Here is a 22,747-nt window from a genome sequence, read left to right on the forward strand (position 1 = left end):
GTCACACCCTCAGTAGAGCGTCCGCTGGTCGCCCACGCGGATCCATTCGATCATCTCGTCCTTGTCGAGCCCGGCGATCTGGTCGGCCAGAACGGCGCCCAGCGGCGGAAAATCCTCGCGCCTGGCAAAGGTCGCCGGGTTCCAGACCTTGGAGCGGATGACCGCCTTGGCGCAGTGGAACAGCGCCTCGCCGATCCGGATGCGGATGGCGACCGGTGGCGTCTTGCCCTGGAAGGCAAGCTGCTCCAGCTCCGGCCCGACGACGAGGTCGGCTTCGCCATTGATGCGCAGGATCTCGCCCAGCCCCGGCACCAGGAACAGGCAGCCGACGCGCGGGTTGTCGAGGATGTTCTCCATCGTATCGAGCCGGTTGTTGCCGGGCCGGTCTGGGATCAGGATCGTTTGCCTGTCGATCGCCTTGACGAAGTCGGCGGGGTCGCCGCGCGGCGACACATCGGCGCCGTTGTGACCTTGGGTCGCGATCAACAGGAACGGCGACAGGGACAGGAAATGCAGGCAATGCTGGTCGAGCCGATCGAGCACCTTCTGCACCACCAGGTCGCCGGGCGGCGGAAACATCTCCCTCAGCTTCACGCGGTCGATCGACTGCATCGACTGATCTCCCTTGCTTGCGGCCCATCTCCATGGCGGGCCTGTTCGATCCGCCGCGAGGCTAGCGGAAGCTGGTTTGGAGTCAATAAAGAAATTTCGTTGTTTTACTTTTATATGCTAGCGAGACTGGAATCGAGGGTGGAAACATGGCCAACGGCAATTCGGCGACGCTGACCCGGCGCTACAACCGCACAGTCGTGCTCGACGCGCTACGCCGCCACGGCAGCCTGTCGCGCATCGAGCTGGCGCGGCTTTCAGGCCTCACGCCGCAAGGCATCCGCAACATCATCGAGGATTTGATCGACACCGGGCTGGTGCGCGAGACCGGCCGCCGGCGCGGCCAGCGCGGCCAGCCGCAGATCGACATCGAGATCAGCCCAGGCGCCGGCTATTGCCTCGGCCTGCATGTCGCGGCGGGCGCCTGCCACGCCATCGCCACCGACCTCGCCGGCAACGTCCTGGCGCGGCCGGAGGCGCGCGCCTTTGGCGGCGATCACGGCCAGCAACTGGACGCATTGGGGGCGATCGCGCGCGAGGTGGCTTCCGCGGCCGACGGGCTGTCTCGGCTCGGCACAGGTGTCGTGGTCTCGCGTCCGCTTGCCAGCCGCTGGTCGGCGACGGGCGGGTCGGCCGAGGCGCAGGCGGACTTCGCCAAGCCCTTCGAGGCCCTGTTTGCGTCGACCCCGCTGGTGTTCGAGAATGACGCCAATGCCGCCGCCATGGCCGAGTACACGCATGGCCGGGCCAAGGGGCGCGGCGACTTCCTCTATCTTTTCCTCGGTGAGGGCGTGGGTGGCGCGATCGTGCAGGGGGGGGTGCCGGTGCATGGCGGACGCGGAAATGCCGGCGAGTTCGGCCACATGCTCATCGACCCCAAGGGACCGAAGTGCCACTGCGGCAATCGCGGTTGCCTGCATGGCTCTCTGGCGCTCGATGGCCTCAGGCGGCTGTTGCCGGCAGGTGCTGCGCTCGCGCCGGAGACCGTTCCGCAATCCTGGCTGGATGGCGCAGCTTCGGCACTGTCTCGAGCGCTCGTCAGCCTCGAGAACATCTTCGATCCCCAGGCGATCGTGCTCGGCGGCACTGCACCTGCCTGGCTGTTGCATAGGCTGGTAGAAAAAATGGGTGATCCCGGCCCGTCGGTTCGTTCGGATATGGCAGAGGCACGAGTCGAGGTCAGCGGTCTCGGCCAGAGCTGCGCCCTGATCGGCGCCGCGGCCCTGCCGCTGCTCGCGCTGACCAGCCCGGACCCGGCGACCTTGATGAAGGAACCTTTGGTCGAGCAGGCTGCCGATTAGTCGGACGACAACCCGAAGCGTTCGACGACGTCGGGATTGATCAGCTTGGCATGCAGCGCCAGCAGGATGATCTGGGCGTCGAAACTGTCCTCGGCATCGAGCGCGATCTCGATGCGCTGTTCCGCCCGCACGGCCATGTCGCCGCCATTGGCGCCGGCAAAGGCGTCGGCGCCAGCAATGCAGTAGCCGAACAACTGGGCGATGGGCGGATAGGCTGAAGAAGGCGGCTCTTCGGGCCAATGGTCCTTCATCAGGTTGACGATCGTGAGCTTCACCCCCTCCGGCACCAGCGCCGGATGCAGGTCGACCGCGCGCAACGCAGCATCAAGTTCGCGCAGGTCGCTGGAGCGGCCGAACAGGCCGAGGAAACCGAGGGATGAGCGTCGTCTGGCCATGGCTTGCGTCCGTTGCGTCGGTTTCCAGTTAGGCGAGGCGAGGGGTGAATTCAAACATCCTCGGACGTTCATCGGCAGAATTTCCCGGCGGCGGTGGAATAGTCACCGATGTCTCCCGTTCCTCCCCGGCAATCAGCAAGATTGTCGAACAGGAGATGACAGATGAAAAAGACCCTCGCCATTCTTGGTGCCCTGATCTTCGCCGCACCGCTGGCGCAGACGCCTGCACATGCCGACGACGACATCAGCCGCTTCTTCAAGACGGTCATTGCCGGCGGCAAGAAATCCGACGGCAAGAGCTGGTCGAACAGCTCGTCGAACGCATCGAGCAATTCGAGTTCCAACCGTTCGTCGAACTCGTCCAACAACTCGAGCTCCAACAGCTCGTCCAATTCCTCCAGCCATTCGAGTTCGAACTCCTCGTCCAATTCCAGCTCCAATTCGTCGTCGAACTCGAGCTCCAACAGCTCGTCGAACTCGTCGTCCGACGACGATTGACCCCGACGGAAACGCAGAAAAAGGGCCGGTGGTTCGCCACCGGCCCTTTTTGTGTGCATTGAAAACATGCGCCTCAGCGCTGGCTGCGGGCGAAGCGGCGATACCAGCCGTCGGTGGAGATGGTGTTGCGGAAGACGCGGCTGCGGTCCTTCTTTTCGTCTTCCCTCTCGGCCCGAATGTCTGCTGAAAGCTCCAGCGCCTTGCGCTCGAAAGGGATGACCTGCGCGATCGGCGCGCCCTTTTCGATGATGTGCAGCCCGTCCGCGCCGGTGGCGAAGAACGGGAAGTGGATCTCGGCCGCATAGCTGTCGGTGTCGACGACGCCCGAGATGATCTCGAAGATGCCATTGGGGCGGTTCAGCGGCTGCACGAACAGGCAGCTCCAGCCCGGTGGGGTACGGATGCTCCAGTAGTTATGGAACTTGCACGGCGGCAGCGGCGCGCGCGGATTGCCGGCCACCTGATGGGCACCATGATTACTGACCAGAGTGCGGTCGAAGTCCCAGGCGGTATCGACCTTCTTGCCGCCGTCCGAAATTTCCATGCGCACGGTTGCCGCCAGCCGGATGATCCAGCCGGCCGTCATGGCGTCGAGAAACGGCATGCATCGTTTGACCGTCAGCCCGCTGTCGCCGGTCGACAGCTTCTCGGGATCGACCGCCGGCAGCTTGCGAAACCAGTCGGGCATGAAGGTCTTGGCCGACACCGGCGGCGGGATCACGCCGTCGTCTTCGGGGCGGCAGAGAAAGCGTATCGCGCGCGTCTTGGGCGTCAGGAACATTCTTGCATCTCCTTGATGATGGCAGGGAGAACGGGCGGGCAGGGCGTCTATTCCATGGCGTGGTCATGCAACCCTTCCGGCCGCTATTTTCGGCCTCGCTTGACAGCGTGGCTTTCCGGTTGTAATTAACAGGTAAGTTAATTAACAAGTCTGCTAAATAGATGACCGAAGATCACCTCGACGCCACATTCGCCAGCCTCGCCGACCCGACCCGGCGGGCCATCCTTGCCCGGCTTGCGCAGGGCGAGGCGACCGTCAACGAGCTGGCCGAGCCGTTCGAGATGAGCCTGCCGGCGATCTCGCGCCACCTGAAAGTGCTGGAGCGCGCCGGTCTGATCAGCCGCGGCCGCGAGGCGCAGTGGCGCCCGTGCCGGCTGGAGGCCGGGCCGCTCAAGGACATCGCCAACTGGGTCGAGCGCTACCGCCGCTTCTGGGATCAGAGCTTCGACCGCATGGCTGACTATCTCAAGGAACTGCAGACGCCCAGGGGAGACCAGGATGACCGCAAGAACTGACACCGTCGCCGCCCAGTCGCTCGTCCTCGAATTTTCACGTGTCTTCGATGCGCCGCCGGCGCTCGTCTTCCGCATGTGGTCGAGCCCCGAGCATCTCTGCCGCTGGTGGGGGCCGAAGGGCTTTACGTCGAGCTGCGAGACGCACGAGTTCCGTAACGGCGGCAGCTACCATCTGCTCATTCATGGCCACGTCGAGGATGGCATGACCGGCACCTTCCGCGAGGTCGTCGAGAACGAGAGGATCGTCTTAACCTTTGCCTGGGACCACGACCCCGACTGGCAGACGCTGGTGACGGTGACGTTGAAGCCTGAAGGAGACCGCACGCGGCTGACCTTCCGCCAGGAGCCGTTCCTCGACGTCGAAACGCGCGACTCGCATCTGGGCGGCTGGGGCGAATGCCTCGATCGCCTGGCCGACGCGCTTGCCGGCCGACCCGTGCTGTGAAGCTTCGCGCCGGCTGAAGCTGCCGGCGCGCCGACTGCCCGATTGAAACCGCTGTCCCCGATGATCGTTGTCGATCATCGGAACGAACAGCCATGCGAGGAGAAACGAAGATGCTGAAATCCTATCGCGGCAGTTGCCATTGCGGGGCCGTGCATTTCGAATGCCAGCTCGATCTGGCACCCAAAGGCCAACGCTCGACGCCTGAGCTCGACGGCGTCTGGTGGACGTCGAGCTTCCGCTGCAACTGCTCCTGGTGCGCCAAGACCCGTTTCTGGAAGAATTTTGCCCGGCCTGCCGGCTTCCGCGTCACCGCGGGTGCCGACATGCTGACCGAGTACCGCTTCAACTCGTCAGCCATCCGCCACACTTTCTGCAGCCGCTGCGGCGTCCATCCCTTTGCGTCGGCCAGCTTCGACATCATGGGCGGCGACTTCTTTGCGGTGAACGTCGCCTGTCTCGACGACATCTCGGCCGACGAACTGGCTGCCGTGCCAATCACCTATGAGGACGGCAAGAACGACGCCTGGGACCGGCCACCTGTGGTGACCGCCTACCTCTAGCAGCGAGCATCGGACCTTCGAGCCGTGCATGACGGCCGCCACGGGGCGGCCGATTGGAAACCTGTGTCCAAAAGATGGAGAGTGACATGCAGCATGAAACCGTATCACGAGACGAGTGGGTTGCGGCGCGCCGGACGCTGCTTGCCAAGGAAAAGGCAATGACCAGGGCGCGCGACGCGCTGAGCGCCGAGCGGCGCGAATTGCCTTGGGTCAGGATCGACAAGCAATATTATTTCGACGGCCCCGGAGGACAGCTGTCGCTGTCCGACCTGTTCGACGGGCGCAGCCAGCTGTTCATCAAGCACTTCATGATGGCGCCGGGCCAGCAGCACCATTGCGTCGGCTGCTCGTTCGAGATGGACAATGTCGACAGCGTGCTCGTCCACCTCGAAAACCACGACGTCAGCTACGTTGCGGTCACCCGTGCGCCGCTGGCCGAAGCCGAGGCGCTGAAGGCGCGCATGGGCTGGAAGGCGCGCTTCGTCTCCTCCTTCCGCAGCGACTTCAACTACGACTTCAACGTCTCCTACACGCCCGAGCAATTGGCGGCGAAGCAGGCCGTCTACAACTTCGCGCCACTCGATTTCCCTATCGAGGATCTCTCCGGCGACAGCGTCTTCTACAAGGACGACGACGGCCAGATCTATCTGACCTATTCGACCTTCGGCCGCGGCGCGGAGCAGTTTCTCGGCATCTATGGTTTTCTCGACGTGATGCCCAAGGGCCGTGCCGAGAACGGTCCGTTCCACCTGCTCGCCGACTGGGTCAGGCCGCACGACATGTATGGCAAGGGCGGCATGGTCGAGATGACGGGCCGCTACCACCCGGCCGATTGCGGCTGCGGCAAGCACGGTTGAGCGGGTGATGTGCTGCGCCCTGACAGCATTGCTCTTCGCCGTGATGGCAGCCTGGCGCCGCTTGTGGAGAGCGGCGTCCGGTTGGCATCACGGCGTGCGCTGGGGGGCAGTTGTTGGCACGGCCTTGGCCGTAGGTATCGGGACAGCTGCCGCCGCGCAGCATCTCGGTCATTACGTCGCGCGCGCCGAGATCAACCAGCGCAGCATTCTCGCCGAGATGCTGGCGCAGCCGATCTGCTCCGGCGAAGCCGCAAATGTGGCGGGCGAGCAAACGGCGATCCGCCTCGACTGACTGCGTCTCGGGCTGACCGTTCCCGAGGCGTGATTGTGCCTAGGCAATGATGCTCCCGGGGGTACCTAGTGATTGTCGCGCGGCAGGCCCTTGGTCTGGGCGACACGCTGGTATTTGACGGCCGGCTTCAGCACCATGCCTTGCGCCAGCTGGTCGACCATGCCGCGCTGGATTTCCTGCCATGGCGTCTGGTGCGCCGGGAAGTGATAGCCGCCATCGTTCTGCAGCTCGGCGCGGCGGCGGGCGATCTCGTCGTCGCTCACCAGGATGTCGGCGGTGCCCTTCCTCAGGTCGATGCGCACCCGGTCGCCCGATTTCAGCAGCGCCAGCCCGCCGCCGACGGCGGCTTCCGGAGAGGCGTTGAGGATCGAGGGCGATCCCGATGTGCCCGACTGACGGCCATCGCCGATGCAGGGCAGCGAGTGGATGCCACGCTTGAGCAGATAGGCTGGCGGCTGCATGTTCACCACCTCGGCGCCGCCGGGATAGCCGACAGGCCCAGCACCTCGCATGAACAGCACCGTATGCTCGTCGATGTTCTCGGCGGGGTCGTCGATGCGGGCGTGATAATCCTCCGGTCCGTCGAACACCTTTGCCGTGCCTTCGAAGGCTTCCGGGTCTTTGGGGTTTGACAGATAGCGGTCACGGAACTCTGGCGAGATCACGCTGGTCTTCATGATCGCGCTGTCGAACAGATTGCCCCTGAGGTTGATGAAGCCGGCATCCTTCTTCAACGGGTCGGCGACCGTCCTGATGACCTTGGGGTCCATGTTCTCGGTGGCGCCGCAGTTCTCGCCCATCGACTTGCCGTTGGCGGTGATCGCGTCGGGGTGAGGCAGCAGGCCGGCCTTCATCAGTTCGGCGACGACCGCCGGCACGCCGCCGGCGTGGTGATAGTCCTCGCCGAGATATTCGCCGGCCGGCTGCAAATTGACCAGCAGCGGCACATGGTGGCCGACCCTCTGCCAGTCGTCATTGTCGAGCGGCACGTCGAGATGACGGGCAATGGCATTGAGGTGGATCGGCGCATTGGTCGAGCCGCCGATCGCCGAATTGATGACGATGGCATTTTCGAAGGCTTCGCGGGTCATGATGTCGGACGGCTTCAGATCCTCGCGTACCATGTCGACGATGCGCTTGCCGGTCTCGTAGGAGATCTGGCCGCGCTCGCGATAGGGCGCGGGGATCGCAGCCGCTCCGGGCAACTGCATGCCGAGCGCCTCGGCCAGGCTGTTCATCGTCGTCGCCGTGCCCATGGTGTTGCAATAGCCGACCGATGGCGCCGACGAGGCGACGATGTCCATGAACTGGTTGTAGTCGATCTCGCCCGACGACAGGCGCTCGCGCGACTTCCACACGATGGTGCCCGAGCCGGTGCGTTCGCCCTTGTGCCAGCCATTGAGCATGGGGCCGACCGACAACGCGATCGCCGGGATGTTGACGGTGGCCGCTGCCATCAAAAGCGCGGGGGCAGTCTTGTCGCAGCCGATGGTCAACACCACGCCGTCGAGCGGATAGCCATAGAGCACTTCGACGAGGCTGAGATAGGCGAGGTTGCGGTCGAGCGAGGCGGTTGGGCGCTTGCCGGTTTCCTGGATCGGGTGGCAGGGAAACTCGAACGGCACGCCGCCGGCGGCAACGATGCCGTCGCGCACGCGCTTGGCCAACTCGATGTGGTGGCGGTTGCACGGCGACAGGTCAGAGCCGGTCTGGGCGATGCCGATCAGCGGCTTGCCCGACTGCAGCTCCTCGCGCGTCAGGCCGAAATTCAGGTAGCGCTCGAGATAGAGCGCGGTCATGCCGGGATTGTCGGGATTGTCGAACCACTCCTGCGAACGGAGCTTCTTCGTCGTCTTTGTGCCGGCCATCAATTCCTCCCGAAATCCGGACTTGCATCGTTATGGCAAGGACCAAAGCGCTGCAAGAGCGACGAAGGGCGCAACGTGCGGGATGGCGTTGGGCGATGCCCTGGTGCAACTTTCACCGGCCTCTGATCCGGCCGGCGAGGCTTTTCTCGTGACGCTCCAATGATAAGAATGCGCCGCCGGCGCGTCGGTCGGAAAGCCGAAACCGGCTTCGCAAAGATGCGCGACTTCAACAAGCAAAGCGAGCAATGCCTTGATCGACGACCGTCTTTACATCGACCCCGAGCTTGTCCAGTTCTACGACCTCGAGAACGAAGGCGGCGACGATGTCGACTTCATCATGGGCTTCGTCGGCGACGCCAAGAGCGTGCTCGACCTCGGCTGCGGCACCGGCGCGCTGACGGCGATGTTGGCCGACGGCAGGGCGGTCACCGGTGCCGATCCGGCGCCGGCCATGCTGGATGTCGCCCGCAAGCGCTGCGGCGGCGATCGCGTCGAATGGGTCGAGGGCGATGCCCGGTCGCTGCGCCTCGGCAAAAGCTTCGACCTGGTTATCCTGACCGGCCACGCCTTCCAGGTGTTCCTGACCGCCGATGACCAGCGCGCCGTGCTCGACACCATCGCTGCCCACCTGGCATCAGACGGCCGCTTCATCTTCGACAGCCGCAATCCGCTGGCCCGGGAGTGGCAGGAGTGGGGACCCGACGACTCGAGGCGCACCGTTGCGCATCCCACTTTCGGCGCCGTCGAGGCCTGGAACGACGCCGTCCAGGACGCGGTAACGGGCATTGTCACCTACGACACCTTCTATCGAGTGCCGGCCGGCGGGCGGCAGTTCCATGCCCAGTCGCGCATCGCCTTTCCGGCGCAGCAGGCGCTCGCCGAGATGATAGCCGCGGCAGGGCTTGTCGTCGACCGCTGGCTCGGCAGCTGGCAGGGCGCGCCCTACGCGCCCGACACGGGCGAGATCATCCCGATCGGCCGCAAGGCCTAATCCCGATCGGCCGCAAGGCCTGATCCCGATCGGCCACGGGGTCTGACAAAAACTGCGGCGATGGACAATCGCCGGGCGCTGCGTTACGCCTCGATCGGATCGGCATTCGGGAGGATAACGCATGGCCCTGGTGATCGAAGGCGAGGAAAAGATCGCCGCCCCCATCGAGGTGGTGTGGAAGGCGCTCAACGATCCCAATGTGCTCAAGGAGAGCATTCCCGGCTGCGAGAGCCTGGAGATGACCTCGCCGACCGAGATGGCCGCCAAGGTGGTGCTCAAGATCGGTCCGATCAAGGCGACCTTTTCCGGCGAGGTGACGCTGAAGAACCTCAAGCCGCCGCACTCCTACACCATCGAAGGCGAGGGCAAGGGCGGCATCGCCGGCTTCGCCAAGGGCGGCGCCGACGTGACGCTGACCGAGGATGGGCCCGGTTCGACGATCCTCAGATACGAGGCCAAGGCCGATGTCGGCGGCAAGATCGCCCAGCTCGGCAGCCGCCTGATCACCTCGACTTCGAAGAAGCTGGCCGGCCAGTTCTTCTCGACCTTTGGTGAGAAGGTTGGGGGGGCGTAAGCGTCCCTTCATCTTTCGGCACCAGGCCAATCTGCAGCCTCGCGTTCCGTCGCACCCCTCTGGCCTGCCGGCCATCTCCCCCACAAGGAGGGAAATTGGTCGCGTCGCCCGCGCGCACTTTTCTTCCAAGTAGGAAAAGCCCGGCGGTGTTGGCGAAGTCGGCGATTGGGCGCGGGGCAGATGCAGGCCTGATCTCCCCCTTGTAGGGGGTGAGATGCGATCCGCGTAGCGGAAGAAAGCTTGGCTTTTCGAGTATCGAACGCCCGGCAGGGCAGAGGGGGGAGGAATGAGACCGAGGCGGTCTGCGGGAGTTCCGCTTGGCGGCTCCGGTTCAGAAAAACCGGAAAAGCGTGGAAAAGCCCTCCACGTCTCGCACCCTACCCACCCACCAGCTTCACGTCGCCGCTGCCGGCACCGCCTCGCGAAACCTCAGGCCAAGCACCAGCGGCACGCTGAGGGCGTAGAGGGCGATGACGGAGAGCCAGATCGCGCCGGGCCATTGGGCGCGGACGACAAAGTAGAAGCAGGAGAAGGCAAGCGGGGCTGCGATCGAGGCCAGGCTGAGGGCGGAGGCCAGGACGCCCTGGAACTGGCCTTGCTGGCTCTCGTCGACCTGCCGGGTGGCGAGCGACTGAAGGGCGGGCACGCCGATGCCGCCGAGGGCGAAGAGCGGCATGATGGCGAAGATCATCCAGCTCGCGGTGGCGAATGCCATGACGACCAGTGCAGTGCAGGCGCAGGCGATGCCGACGAGGATGGCGGTGCGCTCGCCGAGCAGCCTGACTGCGGGACCGGGTAGAAAAGCCTGGGCAAGCGCCTGGCAGACGCCGAAGCTGCCCAGCGACAGGCCGATCCACAGCCCGTTCCACTGAAAGGCATCGCTGCCCCACAGCGCCCAGGAGGTGCCGTAGGCCTCGCCGGTGGCGCTGAAGATGAGGAAGACGGAAATGACGGGCAAAAGGTGCTTCATCGAAAACAGCCAGCGCAGCGGCCTAAGCGGATTGAGCGCGGCGAGGTCGATCTTCGCCCGGCTGGGTTCTCGCGATTCCGGCAGGACGAAAAATGCCAGCAGGAGGTTGCAGGCGTTGAGCACCGCTGCCGCGATGAAGGGCAGGCGCAGCCAGTGGTCGCCGAGCACGCCCCCCAGCACCGGCCCGATGATGAAGCCAATGCCGAACATGGCGTTGAACAGGCCAAAGCGGCGGGCACGTTCATGCTCGGCGGAGATGTCGGTGATGTAGGCAGTCGCCACCGACAAGTTGGCGCTGGTCAGCCCGGCAATGGCGCGGCCGAGCAGCAGCATCCAGAGGCTGGGGGCGATGGCCAGGAACAGGTAGTTGACCGCCGCCCCGGCGAGCGAGATCAAGAACACCGGGCGCCGGCCGAGCCGGTCGCTCAGCGAACCGAGGACTGGAGCGAAGACGAACTGCATGGCGGCGTAGAGTGCCGTCATGATGCCGATATAGGCGGCGACATTGTCGGCATGGGTGACGTCGCGCAAAAGCGCGGGCAGGATCGGAAAGATGAGCCCGATGCCGATGGCATCGAGGACGACAGCAACAAAGATGACGATGAGCGGCTTGCTCATGGCGGACTCCAATCGATGCAAGCGTGCAACGGCGCATGGCGCGATGGGGCTCGCAATGAGGCCTGATCGGTGCCAGGCGGGATGATTTTCGGGAGACGCTGGCGACCCATGCTCGAAACGGCATGGGTGCTTATGCTTGACCGCCTGGACGACTATTCGTCCACCTGTTTACTCCGCCACTGAGCGGATCAAGGGAAGCGGTCGCTTTTCGCGACGGGTTCCCTTTACGTCATCTGGTGGTGCGCGGCAAGGGGAGGCGTTGGTGCTCCTCAGGGGCAACGGGCTGACCGAAGGGCTGCAGTCGAGGGCGCGCTGAGCAGCGCCGGCCAAGGCACTGTCCAGATGCCCCGGCGCGCAGGCTTCGTGGAGAAGGGGACGGCCCGCGGGCTATTCTGGCCGCACGCATATGCCGCCGCCTTTGGGTAGCGCCTGCGTTCGCGCTGGCTGGCGGATGTGGATGGCCTATCCGTCCATGCCTGCGCCGGCATCGGCGCCGTCACGCGGCATGATGGTGGGTAGGGGCTCGGCGCGTTTTCCCTTCCGTCTGCTGCGGCGGTACAGGCTCTGATATCCGCGCCGCTGCTTGGTGACTTCGTAGAGAACGATACCTGAGCACGTGCCGAGATTGAGGCTCTCGATCATGCCGAACATCGGAACGGCCACGCACATGTCGCTGCGCTCGACCGCGAGCGGACTGATGCCACGCCCTTCGTTGCCGAACCACACAGCGAGTTTCGTGTGCCGCGTGTAGTCGCCTTCATGCAGGTAGGCGTTGGTCTTGCCCTTGACGTGCGGCGAGGTGACCACTGAAACGAAGCCGTTCTTTTCCAGATGATCGAGGCATGCCTCGGTGCTGTCGAAGCGCTTCACGAATGTCCATTTGACGGCTGATACCGATATCTTCGAAAGCGACTTCCGCTCGCGCATGTCCTGCCAGTCGTCGGGAAGCGCCTTGCCGGGATCGACGATGTAGACCTTCTCCACGCCGAGTGCATTGGCGTTTCGGATGACCGTGCCGATATTCTTGATATCGGACGGTTCTTCGATGACTGCGATAAGGTTTTTGCAGCGAAACGACTTGATCGCTTCGGCACGCTTGCGAACAGATGCTTTGGACTTCTCGGCTTCGACTGTTTCCATCGGGTCGTCTTAACACGCGCGCACCACGGTTCAATAGGGCCGAAGACCCAGCGCGCATGCGAGCGATTGGCCTGTGCGTTGGCGTGCAGATGGATTGACCAAGGATTATACGAAACATATATGGATTGTATATTCAGTTCAGGAGACATTCATGGGCATCGTAAAGATCGACGAGGAGCTGCATGAGGAAGTCAGGCGGGCGAGCACGGTGATGTGCCGGTCGATCAATGCCCAGGCCGAGTTCTGGATGAAGGTCGGCATGCTGGCGGAGGCCAATCCGACGCTGTCGTTCAACGAGATCGTCAGGATGCAGTTTGCGGCAGCACAAGTGCATATCAGGGACCTGGCGGTCGCCTGACATGGTCAAGACACCGGACGAGCTGGCGCTGATGCGGGTCGCGGGCAGGATGCTGGCGTCGGTATTCGAGATGCTGGACGGGCAGGAACTGGCCGGCATGTCAACCTTGCAGGTCAATGATCTTGTCGAGCGCTTCATCACCGTCGACCTCGCCGCGCGTCCGGCGAGCAAGGGGCAGTATGGCTTCCAGCATGTGCTGAACTGTTCGATCAACCATGTCGTCTGCCACGGTGTGCCCGACGGCCACGAAATCATCCGGGATGGCGACATCGTCAACTTCGACATCACGCTGGAAAAGGGCGGCTACATCGCCGATTCGAGCAAGACCTATCTCGTCGGCGATGCCGCGCCGACGGCGACGCGGCTGGTGCGGGTGGCGCAGGAGGCGATGTGGAAAGGCATCAGGCAGGTCCGGCCCGGAGCGCATCTCGGCGACATCGGTTTCGCCATCGAGCGACATGCCAAGCGGAACGGCTATTCGGTGGTGCGGGAATATTGCGGCCACGGCATCGGCCGCGAGATGCACGAGGAGCCGCAGGTGCTGAATTTCGGACGCCCGGGAACCGGCCTGGAACTGCGCGAGGGCATGGTCTTCACCATAGAGCCGATGGTCAACCAGGGCACTCGCAGGGTTGTAACCGAGAGCGACGGCTGGACAGTGGTGACGGGTGACCGCAAGCTTTCGGCCCAGTTCGAGCATACGGTCGCGGTAACCGCGACCGGCGTCGAAGTGCTGACGCTGCGTCGCGACGAGGCGCGGATGATGGCAGGCCGGGCGTGATAGCTGGTCGACATCTGCCGGGGGACGTAGGCGGGTGGCTGGGCCTGAATCGATAGGGAACCAGCATTTATGCCGGCGTGACCGGGGCCGATGCCGGACCGGCCCGCATTGACGCCGCAATGACACTGGGGCAGTGACGCTGCGTTTACGGCGGCGGTGCGATGTCTTCCTTCTCCCTTGCGATCTTCGACTATGACGGAACGCTGGCCGACAGCTTTCCGTGGTTCTGCTCGGTGCTCAACCAGACGGCGCGGCAGTTTGGCTTTCGCGAGGTGGCGGAGGACGAGATCGACGAATTGCGCGCGCTCGGAACGCGTGAGATCGTTGCCCGCCTGGGCGTCGCCAAATGGAAGCTGCCGGCCATAGCCATGCACATGCGCAAGCTGAGCGCTGAAAGCGGCGATGCGGTTGCACTGTTCCCCGGAGTTGAGCCGATGCTTGCGAGCCTTGCCGCAAGCAACATCAGTGTTGCCATCGTCAGTTCCAACAACGAAGACACCATTCGCCGGACACTTGGGCCGGCTGCGACTCATGTCAGTCACTTCCAGTGCGGCGCGTCGCTGTGGGGCAAAAGCGCGATGTTCAAGGCCGTTATCAAGCGCATTGGCGCCGACAGGCGGCGCGCCATCGCCATCGGCGACGAGGTTCGCGACATCGAGGCGGCTCGAGGCGCAGGCATCGCGGCCGGCGCCGTGACCTTCGGCTACAATGCAGGCGCCACCTTGCGCGCCCACGGGCCGGATCTGGTGTTTGACGACTATGCCGATCTGGTTGCAAAGCTGACCGGCTGATCGGGTTGCGGCACTGCTGGTCGCCTGATGCACCGATACGCCCCGATTGGCATGCGATCAGCACGTCGAGCCGCCGGGGGCACAAAAACGGCCACCGTGTTCCCACGATGGCCGTTGTCGTTCGGATCGAGCGGAGCCTCAGCCCCTGAGTTCTCTCCGTAGGATCTTGCCGACATTGGTCTTCGGCAGTTCGGTGCGGAACTCGATGTATTTGGGCCGCTTGTAGCCGGTCAGGTTTTCGCGGCAGTAGGCGATCAGCGTCTCGACGGTGAGGTCGGGATCCTTGCGCACGACGAACAGCTTCGGCACTTCGCCCGAATGCTCGTCCGGCACGCCGACGGCGGCGACCTCGAGCACGCCGGGATGCTGGGCGACGACGTCCTCGAGCTCATTGGGATAGACGTTGAAGCCCGAGACCAGGATCATGTCCTTCTTGCGGTCGACGATCTTGGTGAAGCCGCGCTCGTCCATGAAGCCCATGTCACCCGACTTGAAGAAGCCGTCCGAGGTCATCACCTTGGCGGTCTCGTCGGGGCGGTTCCAGTAGCCGGCCATGACTTGCGGGCCCCTGATGCAGATCTCGCCGACCTCGCCGAGCGGCATGTCGTTGTCATTCTCGTCGCGGATGGCGATGTCGGTCGAGGGCAGGGGCAGGCCGATGGTGCCGGTGAAGTCGGGCGACGAGCACTTGTTGGCGGTTGCTACCGGCGAGGTTTCCGACAGGCCATAACCTTCGGTGATGTGGTTGCCGGTCGCCTTCTTCCAGCGCTCGGCCACCGGCCGCTGAACCGCCATGCCGCCGCCGAGCGACAGGATCAGGCCTGAGAAGTCGAGCTTGCGGAAGTCCTCGTTGTTGGTCAGCGCGTTGAACAGCGTGTTGAGTCCGGGGAAGATGTTGAACTGGAACTTGCCCAGTTCCTTGACGAAGCCGGGAATGTCGCGCGGGTTGGGGATCAGCACGTTGAGCGCGCCCTGCTGCATGCCCATCAGCGCGTTCACGGTGAGCGCGAAGATATGATAGAGCGGCAGCGCACAGACGAAGGTCAGGTGCGGCGGCTTCGGACGCACCGTGTAGGCGTCCTCCACCCACAGCGCCAACTGGGCGACGTTGGCGAGCACGTTGGAGTGGATCAGCATCGCGCCCTTTGAGACGCCCGTGGTGCCGCCGGTATATTGCAGGAAGGCGATGTCGGAGGCAGCGACAGTGGCCGGCTTGAAGCTGAGGCTTGCACCTTCCTTGAGCGCCGCCATGAACTTGACATGGCCGGGCAGCGACCAGGCCGGCACCAGCTTCTTGACCTTGCGCACGACGAGATTGACCAGCAGGCCCTTGAGGCCGAGCATCTCGCCCATCGAGGCCACGACGACATGCTTGACCTCGGTCTTGGCGATGACGGCCTGCAGCGTGGTGGCGAAGTTTTCGAGGATGATGATGGCCTGGGCGCCGGAATCCTTGAGCTGGTGCTCGAGTTCGCGCGGTGTGTAGAGCGGGTTGACGTTCACCACAGTGTAGCCGGCGCGCAGGACAGCCATCATGGCGACCGGGTACTGCAGCACGTTCGGCATCATGATGGCGACGCGGGCGCCCTTTGCGAGGCCCTTCGACTGAAGCCATGCGCCGAACGCCGTCGACATGCGCTCGAGCTCGCCATAGCTCAGCGATTTGCCCATGCACGAAAACGCCGGGCGGCCGGCATATTGGCGGCAGGCTTCGGTCAACAGATCGCCGATCGAGCTGTATGTGAGCGGCGGCATCTCGGCCGGAACGTTGGCCGGGTAGCTCTTCAGCCACGGCTTGTCGCCGGACCTCGCTGCTGCCTTGGCAGGTGCCGCAGGCTTGGCTGCTGGCGTCGGCTTCGCGGTGGGGGCTGCTGCAGCCTTGGCGGCAGGTTTTGCCGCTGCTGACTTTGCAGCAGGCTTCGCCTTGGCAACAGGCCTGGGCGTTTCAGCAACGTTTGCCGGTGCGGCGACCGCAGGCGCCGATGCCGCGATCTTCGATGCGGCAGGTTTGGCGGCGCTTTTCGCCTTGGCCGGAGCGGCCTTTGCAGCCGCTTTCGGCGCTGTGGCTTTTGGCTTGGCTTCGGTCTTGGTTGCGGGCTTCGTGGCCGCAGGCTTTGATGCCGCTGGCTTTGCTGCAACAGGCTTTGGCGCTGCCGCCTTTGGCTTGGCCGCTACGGCTTCGGTCTTCGCGGTTACTGGCTTGGATGCGGCTGGCTTCGCTTCGGATTTCTGAGCCGGCTTGGCGGCCGGCTTGCTCACTGGGGCCGCGGACTTCGGCGCTGCGGCCGCCTTTGCCGGCTTTGAAGCCGCTGCCTTGGCAGGTGCCGGCTTGGCGGCGGTCGCCTTGGCTGCGGGTTTGGTTTCGGGCTTGGTCGTATCGGCTGGCTTGGCCGCCGCCATGGTGGTTGCGGACTTCGCCGTGCTCGCCTTGCCGGTAGATTTGGCCAATGCATCCTCCCTTGTTGTTCTTGTTTCCGGCGGCAACGATCCGCCGGCTTTCGCCCTCGTCCACGTCGCAGCGCCGCAAGAACAGTGCCGCGTCGGGGCATGTTGTAGTTGTTTGTATTGCCACCTGACGTTAACGGCAAGTATCACCCAACGTCACCTCGCAGAACGAATTTTAGGTTTCGCAGTTATATCGGCCCGGTCCAGCAACAGCGCCGCAATTGCCATCGGCCGCGATGACAAAACCTGTCGCCGTCGAATCTAACGCGAAGTGCAAATGGCTGGCCAGCCAATGGAAATTGCGAATTTTCGACTATTTCGAAGTCATCTGTGGGTAAAATATTCTGCTTACCAAAGGGCAGGTAGGCGGGGAGTTCCAAAGCTGGATAAACGGTGCTTATATGCGCGCCTGCGAGCCTGACGGGTAGGGCTTGGGAAAAATCATAGGGAGTGTTCAATGTTGAAAAAAACGACCTTTGCGGCCGCGTTGCTGGCTGCAACCGTCCTCAGCGGTGCGGCGAGCGCTAAGACGTTCGTCTACTGCTCGGAAGGTTCGCCGGAAGGCTTCGATCCGGGCCTTTATACCGCCGGTACGACCTTCGACGCCGCCGCGCACACCGTCTATAACCGCCTGCTTGAGTTCAAGAAGGGCACCACCGAGACCGAGCCGGGCCTGGCCGAGAGCTACACGGTTTCCGACGACGGCCTCGAGTACACCTTCAAGCTGCGTCCGGGGGTCAAGTACCAGACGACCGAGTTCTTCACGCCGACCCGCGACTTCAACGCCGACGACGTCGTGTTCTCGTTCGACCGTCAGCTGAAGGCCGACAATCCCTGGAACAAGTACGTGACCGGCGCTTCGTGGGAATACGCTGCCGGCATGGGCTTCCCGGAAGTGATCAAGTCGGTCGAGAAGGTCGACGACCTGACGGTCAAGATCACCCTGACCCGCAAGGAGGCTCCGTTCCTCGCCAACGTCGCGATGCCGTTCGCATCGATCGTGTCGAAGGAATATGCCGACAAGCTGCAGGCTGACGGCAAGATGAACCAGATGAACCAGATGCCGCTCGGCACTGGCCCGTTCGCCTTCGTCGCCTACCAGCAGGACGCCATCATCCGCTACAAGGCCAACCCGGATTACTGGGGCGGCAAGCAGAAGATCGACGACCTGGTCTTTGCGATCACCCCTGACGCATCGGTTCGCTATCAGAAGCTGAAGGCCGGCGAATGCCACCTGATGCCGTTCCCGAACGCTGCCGACGTGGCTGCGATGAAGGCCGATACGAACCTGAAGGTCGTGGAACAGGAAGGCCTGAACGTCGCCTACCTCGCCTACAACACCACCCAGGCTCCGTTCGACAAGCCGGAAGTCCGCAAGGCGCTCAACCAGGCCATCAACAAGCAGGCCATCGTCGACGCCGTGTTCCAGGGTGCTGCAACGCCGGCAACCAATCCGATCCCGCCGACGATGTGGTCGTATAACAAGGCCGTCGAAGACGACAAGTATGATCCGGAAGCATCGAAGAAGGGCCTTGAAGCCGCTGGCGTCAAGGACCTCAAGATGAAGGTCTGGGCGATGCCGGTTTCGCGTCCCTACATGCTCAACGCCCGCCGCGCGGCGGAGCTGATCCAGTCCGATTTCGCCAAGGTTGGCGTGACGGTCGAGATCGTCTCCTACGAGTGGGCCGAGTACCTCGACAAGTCGAAGGCCAAGGATCGTGACGGCGCCGTCATGCTCGGCTGGACCGGCGACAATGGCGATCCGGACAACTTCCTTGACACCCTGCTCGGTTGCGACGCTGTCGGCGGCAACAACCGCGCCCAGTGGTGCAACAAGGAGTTCGACGATCTGGTGACGAAGGCCAAGGAAACCTCGGATATCGCCGAGCGCACAAAGCTCTATGAGCAGGCGCAGGTCGTGTTCAAGAAGGACGCTCCCTGGGCAACCATCGACCACTCGCTGTCGATCGTTCCGATGCGCAAGGGCGTCGAAGGCTTCGTCCAGAGCCCGCTCGGCGACTTCGCTTTCGACGGTGTTGACATCACGGAGTAAGGTTGCCTAAACAGGCCAGCCTTGGGTTGGGGCGCTTGGATCACAAGCGCCCCAATGCACTTTTTGTGCTACCCTTACCTTTTCTCGGAACATTCACTTAAAGGTTCGACATGCTCCGGTTCCTGTTGGGACGGCTCGCCGTCCTGATCCCGACATTCATCGGGGTCTCCATCATCGCATTCTCATTCATCCGACTTCTGCCCGGCGATCCTGTCGCCCTGCTTTCCGGCGAACGCGTCATGTCGCCGGAGCGCCACGCGGAAATCTCCGCTGAGCTCGGCTTCGACCGGCCCATCGTCATTCAGTATCTCGATTATCTCTGGGGTGTTGTGCGCGGCGATTTCGGCACCTCGATCGTCACCAAGAAGCCTGTTGTCGACCAGTTCTTCGAACTGTTCCCGGCGACCGTCGAGCTTTCGCTCTGCGCGATCGTCTTCGCCATCGTTCTCGGCGTGCCCGCGGGCATCGTCGCTGCGATCAAGCGCGGCTCCTTCGCCGACCAGGCGATGATGGGCACCGCCCTTGTCGGCTTCTCGATGCCGATCTTCTGGTGGGGCCTGCTGCTGATCATGCTTGTTTCGGGCATGCTCGGCTGGACGCCCGTCTCCGGTCGCATCTCGCTGATGTTCTATTTCCCGCCCGTCACCGGCTTCATGCTGATCGACTCGCTGCTTTCAGGCCAGGCAGGCGCCTTCAAGTCGGCCGTCAGCCACCTGATCCTGCCGACCATCGTGCTGGGCACCATTCCGCTCGCCGTCATTGCGCGCCAGACGCGCTCCGCGATGCTGGAGGTGCTGTCCGAGGACTATGTGCGGACCGCGCGCGCCAAGGGCCTGTCGACCTTCCGTGTCGTCGGCGTCCATGCGCTCCGCAACGCCATGATCCCGGTCGTCACGACAGTCGGCCTGCAGGTCGGCGTGATGCTCGCCGGCGCGATCCTGACCGAGACGATCTTCTCCTGGCCGGGCATCGGCAAGTGGATGGTCGATTCCGTGTCGCGGCGCGACTACGCCGTCATCCAGGGTGGCCTGCTCATGATCGCTGCCGTGATCATGCTGGTGAACCTTGCGGTCGACCTGATGTACGGCCTCATCAACCCGCGTATCCGGCACTAGGAGGGCACGATGTCTCAAGCTGCTGCAACCAGTGCTGTCTCGACCGATCCGTCCCGCCGGGCGCGACTGGCCGAGTTCTGGTACTACTTCTCCGAAAACCGCGGTGCCGTCATCGGCCTCGTGTTCTTCATCTTCCTCGTGCTCTTGGCGATCTTCGCACCGCTGATCGCGCCGCATGATCCGACCCAGCAATATCGCGACGCGGTTCTGGTTCCGCCGGTCTGGCAGGAGGGCGGCCGCGCCGACTTTCTGCTCGGCACCGATGCCGTCGGCCGCGACATGCTTTCGCGCCTGGTCTACGGCACCCAGTTCTCGCTCTTCGTCGGCGTCATCGTGACGGCGCTGTCGCTGGTCGTCGGCGTCGTCTTCGGCGTCATCGCCGGCTATTTCCGTGGCTGGGTCGATACCTCCATCATGCGCGTGATGGACATCATCCTGGCCTTCCCGTCGCTGCTGCTGGCACTCGTGCTGGTGGCGATCCTCGGGCCGGGCCTGGTCAACGCGATGATCGCCATCTCGCTCGTCTACCAGCCGCATTTCGTGCGCCTGGCACGCGCGGCGGTGATGAGCGAAAAGACCCGCGACTACGTCGTCGCCGCCAAGGTGGCCGGTGCCGGCCATACCCGCCTGATGTTCAAGACCATCCTGCCGAACTGCATGGCACCGCTGATCGTCCAGGCGACGCTGTCGTTTTCTTCAGCCATTCTCGACGCCGCCGCACTCGGCTTTCTCGGCATGGGCGCGCAGCCGCCGACCCCGGAATGGGGCACGATGCTGGCCGAGGCTCGCGAGTTCATCCAGAGCAAGTGGTGGGTGGTGACGCTTCCGGGCGTGGCGATCCTGATCACCGTGCTGGCGATCAACCTGATGGGCGATGGCCTGCGCGACGCACTCGACCCCAAGCTGAAGAGGTCCTGAGATGGCACTTCTTGAAATCGAAAACCTGGTCGTCGAGTTCGAGACGGCCTCCGGTCCCTTCCGCGCCGTCAACGGCGTCTCGATGAAGGTCCACGAGGGCGAGGTTCTCGCCATCGTCGGCGAGTCCGGCTCGGGCAAGTCGGTGTCGATGCTGGCGGCGATGGGCTTGCTGCCCTGGACGGCCAAGGTCACCGCCGACAAGCTGACCTTCAACGGCCGCGACCTGCTCGGAATGCCGGCAAACGAACGGCGCAAGATTATCGGCAAGGACATTGCCATGATCTTCCAGGAGCCGGTGGCGAGCCTCAACCCGTGCTTCACAGTCGGCTTTCAGATCGAGGAAGTGCTGCGCGTGCACATGGGCCTCGACAAGGCTGCGCGCCGCAAGCGCGCGATCGAGCTGTTCCAGGCTGTCGGTATCCCAGACCCGGCCGAGCGTCTCAATTCCTACCCGCACCAGATGTCCGGCGGTCAGTGCCAGCGCGTGATGATCGCCATCGCCATTGCCTGCAATCCGAAGCTGCTCATCGCCGACGAGCCGACAACCGCTCTCGACGTGACGATCCAGAAGCAGATCCTCGACCTCTTGATGAAGCTGCAGGCCGACCATGGCATGGGCCTGATCATGATCACCCACAACATGGGCGTCGTGGCCGAGACTGCCGACCGCGTGGTCGTGCAGTATAAGGGCCGCAAGATGGAAGAAGCCGACGTGCTGACGCTGTTCGAGAACCCGAAGAGCAACTACACGCGCGCGCTGCTGGCGGCACTGCCGGACAATGCGACGGGGGATCGCCTGCCGACGATCTCGGAACTCTTCGTCGACGACCAGGTGGAAGGGGCAGCACGATGAGCGTCATTCTCGAAGCGCGCAACATCGTGCGCGACTACCACGTGCCCGGCAGCTTTCTGAAGAAGGCCAAGACCGTTCACGCCGTCAAGGGCGTGAGCTTCCAGGTCGAGAAGGGCAAGACGCTGGCGATCGTCGGCGAAAGCGGCTGCGGCAAATCCACGCTCGGCCGCATCCTGACGCTGATCGACCCGGCGACGTCGGGCGAGCTGTTGATCGAAGGCAAGACCGTCGACATTGCCAAGGGTGACCTGACGCCCGAGATGCGCCGCAAGGTGCAGATCGTGTTCCAGAACCCTTATGGCTCGCTCAACCCGCGCCAGAAGATCGGCGACATCCTGACCGAGCCGCTGGTCATCAACACCAAGACGCCGGCCGACGAACGCCGCGACCGGGCGATGACGTTGTTGAAGAAGGTCGGCCTCGAAGAGAAGCATTACAACCGCTATCCGCACATGTTCTCGGGCGGCCAGCGCCAGCGCATCGCAATCGCGCGTGCGCTGATGCTGAACCCGAAGCTGCTGGTGCTGGACGAGCCTGTGTCGGCGCTCGATCTGTCTGTGCAGGCCCAGGTGCTGAACCTGCTCGCCGACCTGCAGGATGAGTTCCAGCTGACCTACGTCTTCATCAGCCACGACCTTTCGGTGGTGCGCTACATCGCCGATGAGGTGATGGTGATGTATTTTGGCGAGGCGGTCGAATATGGCAGCCGCGACGAGGTCTTCGCCGACCCCAAGCACAGCTATACCAAGACGCTGTTTGCAGCGACGCCGCGTGCCGATGTCGAGAGCATCCGCGCGCGCCTAGCCAGGAAGAAAGCCGCCTGACCGGCTGGCGACTATGACTGACCGACCATTGCTTCGGCCCGGAAATCGACAACGGTTTCCGGGCCGAAGCTTTTCCGGACCTGTTCTCGCACTGATAGGCCGCGCACGTAGCACAATGTTTTGGGCCAGCGGCCCAAAACGCCAATTTCGTCTCTCGCAAAAAGGCTTTCCCGGATCATAATCCCGGCCATCATC

25 protein-coding genes are annotated in these 22,747 nt (G+C 63.6%); 17 read left to right on the plus strand and 8 right to left on the minus strand.

The window, feature by feature from the left end; genetic code table 11:
- Positions 1 to 9: 9 nt before the first annotated feature.
- On the minus strand, positions 10 to 612 hold the full coding sequence (locus Amn_RS04345) for an MSMEG_1061 family FMN-dependent PPOX-type flavoprotein (protein WP_286294889.1): 603 nt from the start codon (positions 610 to 612) through the stop codon (positions 10 to 12).
- A 146-nt stretch (positions 613 to 758) separates the two neighbouring features.
- Here Amn_RS04345 and Amn_RS04350 point away from each other — a divergent pair, with 146 nt between their 5' ends.
- Positions 759 to 1,910 (plus strand): ROK family transcriptional regulator, encoded by a 1,152-nt coding sequence (locus tag Amn_RS04350; RefSeq protein WP_286294890.1) that lies wholly within the window; start codon positions 759 to 761, stop codon positions 1,908 to 1,910.
- Here the strand turns inward: Amn_RS04350 and Amn_RS04355 are convergent.
- Entirely contained in the window at positions 1,907 to 2,305 is a 399-nt protein-coding gene (locus Amn_RS04355) for a hypothetical protein (RefSeq protein ID WP_192318517.1), read from the minus strand. The two genes, Amn_RS04350 and Amn_RS04355, sit on opposite strands and share 4 nt — an antisense overlap.
- Before the next feature lie 162 nt (positions 2,306 to 2,467).
- On the opposite strand from Amn_RS04355, the gene Amn_RS04360 reads away from it, so the two are divergent.
- Complete coding sequence (locus tag Amn_RS04360; RefSeq protein ID WP_286294891.1) at positions 2,468 to 2,803, plus strand: hypothetical protein; 336 nt, start codon at positions 2,468 to 2,470, stop codon at positions 2,801 to 2,803.
- Between the two features lie 73 nt (positions 2,804 to 2,876).
- On the opposite strand, the gene Amn_RS04365 is transcribed toward Amn_RS04360, so the two are convergent.
- Positions 2,877 to 3,584, minus strand: a complete 708-nt coding sequence (locus tag Amn_RS04365) for a DUF6065 family protein (protein WP_192318513.1) — start codon at positions 3,582 to 3,584, stop codon at positions 2,877 to 2,879.
- A gap of 161 nt (positions 3,585 to 3,745) precedes the next feature.
- Here Amn_RS04365 and Amn_RS04370 point away from each other — a divergent pair, with 161 nt between their 5' ends.
- The 5 genes from Amn_RS04370 to Amn_RS04390 all read left to right on the plus strand — a co-directional run bounded on the left by Amn_RS04370 (position 3,746) and on the right by Amn_RS04390 (position 6,253).
- Positions 3,746 to 4,099, plus strand: a complete 354-nt coding sequence (locus Amn_RS04370; RefSeq protein ID WP_067965514.1) for an ArsR/SmtB family transcription factor — start codon at positions 3,746 to 3,748, stop codon at positions 4,097 to 4,099.
- Positions 4,083 to 4,544 (plus strand): SRPBCC family protein, encoded by a 462-nt coding sequence (locus Amn_RS04375; RefSeq protein ID WP_286294892.1) that lies wholly within the window; start codon positions 4,083 to 4,085, stop codon positions 4,542 to 4,544. The genes Amn_RS04370 and Amn_RS04375 overlap by 17 nt, the downstream gene beginning before the upstream one ends.
- Before the next feature lie 110 nt (positions 4,545 to 4,654).
- Entirely contained in the window at positions 4,655 to 5,104 is a 450-nt protein-coding gene (locus tag Amn_RS04380) for a GFA family protein (RefSeq protein WP_067965510.1), read from the plus strand.
- Between the two features lie 86 nt (positions 5,105 to 5,190).
- Positions 5,191 to 5,961: a DUF899 domain-containing protein gene (locus Amn_RS04385; protein ID WP_286294893.1), complete on the plus strand. Its 771-nt coding sequence runs from the start codon at positions 5,191 to 5,193 to the stop codon at positions 5,959 to 5,961.
- Positions 5,962 to 6,085: 124 nt separating this feature from the next.
- Entirely contained in the window at positions 6,086 to 6,253 is a 168-nt protein-coding gene (locus tag Amn_RS04390; RefSeq protein WP_157097172.1) for a hypothetical protein, read from the plus strand.
- A gap of 65 nt (positions 6,254 to 6,318) precedes the next feature.
- On the opposite strand, the gene Amn_RS04395 is transcribed toward Amn_RS04390, so the two are convergent.
- Positions 6,319 to 8,121 carry an IlvD/Edd family dehydratase gene (locus Amn_RS04395; RefSeq protein ID WP_286294895.1) on the minus strand — a complete coding sequence of 601 codons (1,803 nt, stop codon included), beginning with the start codon at positions 8,119 to 8,121 and terminating at the stop codon, positions 6,319 to 6,321.
- A gap of 253 nt (positions 8,122 to 8,374) precedes the next feature.
- Between Amn_RS04395 and Amn_RS04400 the strand changes: the two genes are divergently transcribed.
- Complete coding sequence (locus Amn_RS04400; protein ID WP_182575565.1) at positions 8,375 to 9,112, plus strand: class I SAM-dependent methyltransferase; 738 nt, start codon at positions 8,375 to 8,377, stop codon at positions 9,110 to 9,112.
- A gap of 121 nt (positions 9,113 to 9,233) precedes the next feature.
- Entirely contained in the window at positions 9,234 to 9,686 is a 453-nt protein-coding gene (locus Amn_RS04405) for an SRPBCC family protein (protein WP_067965502.1), read from the plus strand.
- A 394-nt stretch (positions 9,687 to 10,080) separates the two neighbouring features.
- Here Amn_RS04405 and Amn_RS04410 read toward each other — a convergent pair whose 3' ends face one another.
- Together Amn_RS04410 and Amn_RS04415 are read right to left on the minus strand one after the other, a co-directional pair.
- Positions 10,081 to 11,274 carry a TCR/Tet family MFS transporter gene (locus Amn_RS04410; RefSeq protein WP_286294896.1) on the minus strand — a complete coding sequence of 398 codons (1,194 nt, stop codon included), beginning with the start codon at positions 11,272 to 11,274 and terminating at the stop codon, positions 10,081 to 10,083.
- A gap of 462 nt (positions 11,275 to 11,736) precedes the next feature.
- Positions 11,737 to 12,414, minus strand: a complete 678-nt coding sequence (locus Amn_RS04415; protein WP_286294897.1) for a TrmH family RNA methyltransferase — start codon at positions 12,412 to 12,414, stop codon at positions 11,737 to 11,739.
- Between the two features lie 151 nt (positions 12,415 to 12,565).
- Between Amn_RS04415 and Amn_RS04420 the strand changes: the two genes are divergently transcribed.
- The 3 genes from Amn_RS04420 to Amn_RS04430 all read left to right on the plus strand — a co-directional run bounded on the left by Amn_RS04420 (position 12,566) and on the right by Amn_RS04430 (position 14,344).
- Positions 12,566 to 12,772 carry a ParD-like family protein gene (locus Amn_RS04420; protein ID WP_067965500.1) on the plus strand — a complete coding sequence of 69 codons (207 nt, stop codon included), beginning with the start codon at positions 12,566 to 12,568 and terminating at the stop codon, positions 12,770 to 12,772.
- 1 nt (position 12,773) lies between these two features.
- A complete protein-coding gene (map, locus tag Amn_RS04425) occupies positions 12,774 to 13,553 on the plus strand; it encodes a type I methionyl aminopeptidase (RefSeq protein WP_286294899.1) in 780 nt (259 codons plus the stop codon).
- Positions 13,554 to 13,714: 161 nt separating this feature from the next.
- Complete coding sequence (locus tag Amn_RS04430; RefSeq protein WP_263008091.1) at positions 13,715 to 14,344, plus strand: HAD-IA family hydrolase; 630 nt, start codon at positions 13,715 to 13,717, stop codon at positions 14,342 to 14,344.
- A 138-nt stretch (positions 14,345 to 14,482) separates the two neighbouring features.
- Here the strand turns inward: Amn_RS04430 and Amn_RS04435 are convergent, their stop codons facing one another.
- Both Amn_RS04435 and Amn_RS04440 read right to left on the minus strand, forming a co-directional pair.
- Positions 14,483 to 16,132 carry a long-chain fatty acid--CoA ligase gene (locus tag Amn_RS04435; RefSeq protein ID WP_502874764.1) on the minus strand — a complete coding sequence of 550 codons (1,650 nt, stop codon included), beginning with the start codon at positions 16,130 to 16,132 and terminating at the stop codon, positions 14,483 to 14,485.
- Between the two features lie 157 nt (positions 16,133 to 16,289).
- Positions 16,290 to 16,856, minus strand: a complete 567-nt coding sequence (locus tag Amn_RS04440) for a hypothetical protein (protein ID WP_286298239.1) — start codon at positions 16,854 to 16,856, stop codon at positions 16,290 to 16,292.
- 390 nt (positions 16,857 to 17,246) lie between these two features.
- Between Amn_RS04440 and Amn_RS04445 the strand changes: the two genes are divergently transcribed.
- From Amn_RS04445 to Amn_RS04465, 5 genes are all read left to right on the plus strand, one after another.
- A complete protein-coding gene (locus tag Amn_RS04445; protein WP_067965492.1) occupies positions 17,247 to 18,842 on the plus strand; it encodes an ABC transporter substrate-binding protein in 1,596 nt (531 codons plus the stop codon).
- A gap of 110 nt (positions 18,843 to 18,952) precedes the next feature.
- Entirely contained in the window at positions 18,953 to 19,957 is a 1,005-nt protein-coding gene (locus tag Amn_RS04450) for an ABC transporter permease subunit (RefSeq protein WP_067965490.1), read from the plus strand.
- A gap of 9 nt (positions 19,958 to 19,966) precedes the next feature.
- On the plus strand, positions 19,967 to 20,875 hold the full coding sequence (locus Amn_RS04455; RefSeq protein ID WP_286294905.1) for an ABC transporter permease subunit: 909 nt from the start codon (positions 19,967 to 19,969) through the stop codon (positions 20,873 to 20,875).
- A 1-nt stretch (position 20,876) separates the two neighbouring features.
- Positions 20,877 to 21,728, plus strand: a complete 852-nt coding sequence (locus Amn_RS04460) for an ABC transporter ATP-binding protein (protein ID WP_154386911.1) — start codon at positions 20,877 to 20,879, stop codon at positions 21,726 to 21,728.
- On the plus strand, positions 21,725 to 22,552 hold the full coding sequence (locus Amn_RS04465) for an ABC transporter ATP-binding protein (RefSeq protein WP_067965486.1): 828 nt from the start codon (positions 21,725 to 21,727) through the stop codon (positions 22,550 to 22,552). Before Amn_RS04460 ends, Amn_RS04465 begins: the two co-directional genes overlap by 4 nt.
- Positions 22,553 to 22,747: the final 195 nt, after the last annotated feature.

This window comes from Aminobacter sp. Y103A (assembly GCF_030294925.1).
Classification (GTDB): domain Bacteria; phylum Pseudomonadota; class Alphaproteobacteria; order Rhizobiales; family Rhizobiaceae; genus Aminobacter; species Aminobacter ciceronei.

Coding starts and splice junctions, on each gene's coding strand:
- Amn_RS04410 (WP_286294896.1), bottom strand. CDS start 11,274: ATGAGCAAGCCGCTCATCGTCATCTTTGTTGCTGTCGTCCTCGATGCC.
- Amn_RS04380 (WP_067965510.1), top strand. CDS start 4,655: ATGCTGAAATCCTATCGCGGCAGTTGCCATTGCGGGGCCGTGCATTTC.
- Amn_RS04420 (WP_067965500.1), top strand. CDS start 12,566: ATGGGCATCGTAAAGATCGACGAGGAGCTGCATGAGGAAGTCAGGCGG.
- Amn_RS04465 (WP_067965486.1), top strand. CDS start 21,725: ATGAGCGTCATTCTCGAAGCGCGCAACATCGTGCGCGACTACCACGTG.
- Amn_RS04360 (WP_286294891.1), top strand. CDS start 2,468: ATGAAAAAGACCCTCGCCATTCTTGGTGCCCTGATCTTCGCCGCACCG.
- Amn_RS04350 (WP_286294890.1), top strand. CDS start 759: ATGGCCAACGGCAATTCGGCGACGCTGACCCGGCGCTACAACCGCACA.
- Amn_RS04395 (WP_286294895.1), bottom strand. CDS start 8,121: ATGGCCGGCACAAAGACGACGAAGAAGCTCCGTTCGCAGGAGTGGTTC.
- Amn_RS04455 (WP_286294905.1), top strand. CDS start 19,967: ATGTCTCAAGCTGCTGCAACCAGTGCTGTCTCGACCGATCCGTCCCGC.
- Amn_RS04450 (WP_067965490.1), top strand. CDS start 18,953: ATGCTCCGGTTCCTGTTGGGACGGCTCGCCGTCCTGATCCCGACATTC.
- Amn_RS04415 (WP_286294897.1), bottom strand. CDS start 12,414: ATGGAAACAGTCGAAGCCGAGAAGTCCAAAGCATCTGTTCGCAAGCGT.
- map (WP_286294899.1), top strand. CDS start 12,774: ATGGTCAAGACACCGGACGAGCTGGCGCTGATGCGGGTCGCGGGCAGG.
- Amn_RS04445 (WP_067965492.1), top strand. CDS start 17,247: ATGTTGAAAAAAACGACCTTTGCGGCCGCGTTGCTGGCTGCAACCGTC.
- Amn_RS04370 (WP_067965514.1), top strand. CDS start 3,746: ATGACCGAAGATCACCTCGACGCCACATTCGCCAGCCTCGCCGACCCG.
- Amn_RS04460 (WP_154386911.1), top strand. CDS start 20,877: ATGGCACTTCTTGAAATCGAAAACCTGGTCGTCGAGTTCGAGACGGCC.
- Amn_RS04375 (WP_286294892.1), top strand. CDS start 4,083: ATGACCGCAAGAACTGACACCGTCGCCGCCCAGTCGCTCGTCCTCGAA.
- Amn_RS04405 (WP_067965502.1), top strand. CDS start 9,234: ATGGCCCTGGTGATCGAAGGCGAGGAAAAGATCGCCGCCCCCATCGAG.
- Amn_RS04365 (WP_192318513.1), bottom strand. CDS start 3,584: ATGTTCCTGACGCCCAAGACGCGCGCGATACGCTTTCTCTGCCGCCCC.
- Amn_RS04345 (WP_286294889.1), bottom strand. CDS start 612: ATGCAGTCGATCGACCGCGTGAAGCTGAGGGAGATGTTTCCGCCGCCC.
- Amn_RS04355 (WP_192318517.1), bottom strand. CDS start 2,305: ATGGCCAGACGACGCTCATCCCTCGGTTTCCTCGGCCTGTTCGGCCGC.
- Amn_RS04385 (WP_286294893.1), top strand. CDS start 5,191: ATGCAGCATGAAACCGTATCACGAGACGAGTGGGTTGCGGCGCGCCGG.
- Amn_RS04430 (WP_263008091.1), top strand. CDS start 13,715: ATGTCTTCCTTCTCCCTTGCGATCTTCGACTATGACGGAACGCTGGCC.